Source organism: Klebsiella sp. 28, assembly GCF_018223905.1.
In the GTDB taxonomy this organism is placed as follows: domain Bacteria; phylum Pseudomonadota; class Gammaproteobacteria; order Enterobacterales; family Enterobacteriaceae; genus Klebsiella; species Klebsiella pneumoniae.
Map to the genome: position 1 here is coordinate 1 of NZ_JAGRQY010000208.1, position 2951 is coordinate 2951.

Here is a 2951-nt window from a genome sequence, read left to right on the forward strand (position 1 = left end):
AATAACCACATAGGCATACACAACTAGAATAAAAATCTGATAATATCGCTTGATTCTGTTGTATTATGCGGTATAGGAAAAGTCTTAATCAGGCGGCTGGCGAAGGTAAGCGGTTGAAAATATAGGTGGCATCGAAAAATAAATGCACTTAAATTGATTTGGATCAATTTAAGCTATTTCAGAGGGCGATGACCATTTACATTCTAAAACAAAGATTGAAATAACTTCCGTTACGCGGTGATACGCTAATTCTGAACTTGTGGAACTACCCAGGGAATGGTTCATTACTTTTCAGGAGCGTTTTTATGGTCATTGCAACTCGTAAGCCTCTGTGCAACAAACGCTGGTCGGCCAGCCCGGCCTCCCAGGATCTTCAGTTGACTCAGCTACGTCACCCGTGGGTCGCCACCAAAGCCAGCTGCAAAAGTAAAAAAGGCTGGAAGAGCCGCGGTTAACGGCTCGTCCACTTTCCCGGACAAAACGCCCCGGTCGTGCTCATGCCGCGACCGGGGTTTTACTGTGGTCATTGTTCTGCTCAACGATCACACCGAGCGCAGACAATAGCCTGAGGCGGTGTTCACCACTCTGGCGAATCCCGGCAGGCCAAGATGCATACCGGCAATCAACCACCGTTCGCTGGCGGCCTGGCGCAGCAGGATCTCCCTGGTACGCCGGGCCTGTTCAGGATCGACGTCGAAGGCGACCGAGGCTTCTGGCCGCGCAGACTGAATGGACGGGAAATGGACGATATCCCCCCAGATCAGCAGCGAGGTATCGCCCGCTTCGAGACGATACCCGGTATGCCCGGGCGTATGGCCGGGCAGAGGGCACGGGCGGATCCCGGCGATCACCTCCTCATCATCAACCCCGCTGATTTGCGCCGCGCAGTTCGCCAGTACACGGCGAACAAGCAGCACGTTGCGCCGGCCGCGATCGCTGGCGTTGTCGAACGTGGATGTTGCCAGCCAGTAAGCGCTTTCCCGCGTAGGCAGGAACACCGTGGCGTTGGGATACGCTGGCGTACCAGCGGCGGACAGCAGGCCGCCGATATGGTCCGGATGGGCGTGGGTGAGAAGGATGGCGTCGATCTCCTCAGGACCAACGCCGAGCCGCGCCAGATTGGCGATAAGTTCGCCGCCAACGCCATTGGCTCCGCCGGTGCCGGTATCCACCAGCACCGTATTCCCGCGACCGCGGATCAGATAGGCGCCAATCGCAATGGTCTCTGGTGAGGCTAATCCTGAATGCCGCTGCAGATGTTCCGCCTCCTCCCGTGAGATACCCGAGAGTAAGGACAGCGGCGCTGACATCAGACCATCACTCACGGCAGTCACCGTCAGGTCGCCAGCGGTCAACGTATAAAAGGGAGCAGGTGACATGGCGACCTCACGCGCGCTGCGCCGGGTTGCGTAACCGGGCGGTGATGGGCTGATAGATAAAGACGGCGGCAGTCGTGGCCAGGTGATGCAGGTTGTCTCGTGGGAGGATGGCGGCATACCGGGTTTGTTCGGTCGCCAGGCCGCCTGGCTGCAGGAGTATCGGCGCAGCGACGGGCAAGTCCTCCGCGGTATCGCCCAGCAGCAGCACTTCATCCGGGGCAACCTCCCGCAGCGTATTATTCGTTAGATAGAGGTGGCGATGCCAGTCGGCGATCGCCGATTGCCAGCGGGCAAAATGGCCGCCGCCGTTGCGGCGGTAGGCGTCGCTGTCGATGACGGTAGCATCGTGGATATCGTGCAGCGCCAGGTAGCAGGGGCAGCCCTCGCTGAGAGCGCGGAAGCGCTGGGAGGCGTAGAAACCGGGCACAGAGACCAGCGCCGGTAGTTTTTCCTGATTGTAAAAGGTATTCCACGCCGCTTCGCTTTGGGGATCGGTGTAGGCGCATTCGACGACATAGAGCATAGTGACCTCGATGAACAGATGATGTGGCGCACAAGGCGCTTTAGTGAGTTTTCATCATCCTATCGGCTAAAAATGGCGCTGAAAAGCGATGTTAATTCAAGGCTTAGTGATATTCTGTCACTGACATTCGGTGAGCCTGCACAAGGAGCATTGGCTATGCGTCGTAAAATCCCCAGCAGCGCTGCGCTACTGGCTTTTGAGGCCGCGGCTCGTCACGGCAACTTTGCCCGCGCGGCGGCGGAGCTCGCGTTAACGGAAGGGGCCATCAGCCGGCAGATTGCCCGTCTGGAAGCGCTCCTCGACAGTAAACTCTTCGACAGGACGGGGAGCCGGGTGCGGCTCAATCCGGCAGGCGCCCGCTATGCTCGTCAGGTCCGCGAGATCCTCGCTCGTCTGGAACGGGACACCCATGACGTCAGCGGGATGCCCGTCGATGGCCGCAGCCTGGAGATCGCCGTGCTCCCCACCTTCGCCAGCCGCTGGTTAATTCCCCGGCTCGGGCGCTTTGCGGCGCAGCATCCGCATATCGTGGTCAATATCGCCGCCCGCAGCGATCCCTTCATTCTGCCGGGAAGCGGATTTGATGCCGCCATCCATTTTGAACACCCGGCGTGGACCGGAATGGAGGTGACGTTTTTATTTGCGGAGTATTTGCTGCCGGTCTGCCATGCTGCGCTGCTGACGGATGACGATCTTCCGGGGCTGCTTAACCGGCTAACGCGCATTCACCGGCGGCAAAACCCGGACGCCTGGCTGCACTATGCCCGCGAGTGCGGTCTGGCGCTGGATAACCCCGCCCAGGGGCCGCGCTACGATCTGCATGAGATGGCGATCGCCGCGGTACTTAGCCAGCAGGGTGTGGCACTGGTGCCGAAGATGTATGTGGAAAGCGAGTTGAGCGCCGGAACGCTGGTTGCCCCGTGGCCGGGCTCCCCGACGCTGGCTAAGCGCTTCTGCTTGATCAAACCCGGCGGCGGGGAGGGGGAGCCAGCGCTGCAGATGTTTGAGCGCTGGCTGCAGACGGAGATTGCGGCAGGTTAAGTCAGAGC

The 2951-nt window shown here is 59.4% G+C and carries 4 protein-coding genes; 2 read left to right on the plus strand and 2 right to left on the minus strand.

Going from position 1 to position 2951, the window contains the following annotated elements; genetic code table 11:
* Positions 1 to 305: 305 nt before the first annotated feature.
* Positions 306 to 455 (plus strand): hypothetical protein, encoded by a 150-nt coding sequence (locus KHQ28_RS26205; RefSeq protein WP_002907802.1) that lies wholly within the window; start codon positions 306 to 308, stop codon positions 453 to 455.
* Positions 456 to 542: 87 nt separating this feature from the next.
* Here the strand turns inward: KHQ28_RS26205 and KHQ28_RS26210 are convergent, their stop codons facing one another.
* Together KHQ28_RS26210 and KHQ28_RS26215 are read right to left on the minus strand one after the other, a co-directional pair.
* Complete coding sequence (locus tag KHQ28_RS26210) at positions 543 to 1379, minus strand: MBL fold metallo-hydrolase (RefSeq protein ID WP_004175841.1); 837 nt, start codon at positions 1377 to 1379, stop codon at positions 543 to 545.
* 7 nt (positions 1380 to 1386) lie between these two features.
* Positions 1387 to 1902, minus strand: coding sequence for a DUF4286 family protein (locus tag KHQ28_RS26215; protein WP_004180177.1), 516 nt, complete (start codon positions 1900 to 1902; stop codon positions 1387 to 1389).
* A gap of 156 nt (positions 1903 to 2058) precedes the next feature.
* On the opposite strand from KHQ28_RS26215, the gene KHQ28_RS26220 reads away from it, so the two are divergent.
* The gene (locus tag KHQ28_RS26220; protein ID WP_002907799.1) at positions 2059 to 2943 is read left to right on the plus strand and encodes a LysR substrate-binding domain-containing protein; all 885 of its coding nucleotides are present in this window, start codon (positions 2059 to 2061) and stop codon (positions 2941 to 2943) included.
* Positions 2944 to 2951 lie beyond the last annotated feature (8 nt).

Excerpts from the sequence above, each read along its gene's own strand:
- KHQ28_RS26215 (WP_004180177.1), bottom strand. The coding sequence starts at position 1,902 with ATGCTCTATGTCGTCGAATGCGCCTACACCGATCCCCAAAGCGAAGCG.
- KHQ28_RS26205 (WP_002907802.1), top strand. The coding sequence starts at position 306 with ATGGTCATTGCAACTCGTAAGCCTCTGTGCAACAAACGCTGGTCGGCC.
- KHQ28_RS26210 (WP_004175841.1), bottom strand. The coding sequence starts at position 1,379 with ATGTCACCTGCTCCCTTTTATACGTTGACCGCTGGCGACCTGACGGTG.
- KHQ28_RS26220 (WP_002907799.1), top strand. The coding sequence starts at position 2,059 with ATGCGTCGTAAAATCCCCAGCAGCGCTGCGCTACTGGCTTTTGAGGCC.